2 pseudogenes are annotated in these 1,169 nt (G+C 61.6%); one reads left to right on the forward strand and one right to left on the reverse strand.

Features of this window, described 5'->3' with window-relative positions:
- Positions 1-149 precede the first annotated feature (149 nt).
- Positions 150-825, reverse strand: a pseudogene (locus tag AC07FD_RS25275) (porin).
- Here AC07FD_RS25275 and AC07FD_RS25280 point away from each other — a divergent pair.
- A pseudogene (locus AC07FD_RS25280) lies at positions 769-909 on the forward strand (hypothetical protein); the annotation flags it as partial. The pseudogenes AC07FD_RS25275 and AC07FD_RS25280 overlap by 57 nt on opposite strands.
- Positions 910-1,169: the final 260 nt, after the last annotated feature.

Raw genomic sequence — 1,169 nt, forward strand, 5'->3', positions numbered from 1 at the left:
GACAGCTTAGATGCGCCTCGATCAACGGAGACACAGCCCTTTTGGTGGCAGAATTGGCTGCCTGGGATGCGTCGCCGCTAAGTGAGCAAGCGAGGGGTGAGGCACCGCGGAACGGCCATCATCCTGCTGGCGAGGCTTCGTGGCTCGGGTCACTTCGCCCCGTTCCCTGCCGGCTGAGCGCTGCTTCTTACGGGAGGGCACATTCGCGTCGGTACGGCAGCTCTCGGCAAAACAAAAAGGCCCGCGACGACGTCGCTGGCCTTTCCGTTCTGATCGGCAGGGGTTCGATCAGAAGTTGCGCTGGAAACGGACGATGCCGCCAACGCTATCCTTCTTGTCGGCCTTGGTGAAGTTGCCGAACGGAGTGCCATCGTCGAAGTGACCGAATGGTCCCAGTCGACTTCGGTCGTGATCGTGAAGCCCGGAACGATGGTATAGGCGACGTTCGCAGCCAGAGCGTAGTTCTTGTCGTCGTCAGCCGAAGCCTGGAGGTTGAACGCGGTCTTGGCATTGAACTTGTAGGTGCCGCCGCCCCAGACGGCCCAGTTGCCGCCCCACGGCTTGTAGAAGCCGCGGCCATGAGCATCGATGGCATTGCCGGGATCGTCGCTGAGGTTATCGTCCGTGCCGTAGCCGCCCATGATGAACAGGGTCAGTTCCTTGGTGACGTTGACGTCCAGTCGAACCTTGCCAGCCACTTCCATAGGAGCTGTCATAGGCGACGACACCCGTGACCGCGCCCCAGTCGCCTTTGTATTTCAAGCCGCCGACAACATGGGGGACATAGCTGTCGATTGTGCCGGTCGCGCCGGAGCCTTCTTCCAGCGAGACAACGCCCGAGAAGCCGCTGCCAGCGTCGAAGGTCCTGCCGACGACGAGCGCTTTGGACCTTGCGGGAAGCGTCCCTGAACAATCGATCGGGCATTGAACCCAAAGGGAGAGCGCATTGCGCCGCGGCCAACAACGCGGCGAGCCTCCATGATTGTTTCACCCCGATTGGATCGCGAAGCAAACTCCAGCGCAGACGTCCGACGTTGTTAACCCAGTGACGCCAGACGACACGGATCATGCCGTCTCAAGCACGTCGGTCCATCTCGGCAAACTGCGTCCCGACGCGATCGAGGAAGAGGACGTCGGCGACGGCACCGTGCCAACGTGGAGCGGCTTCA

Source organism: Mesorhizobium waitakense, assembly GCF_056431085.1.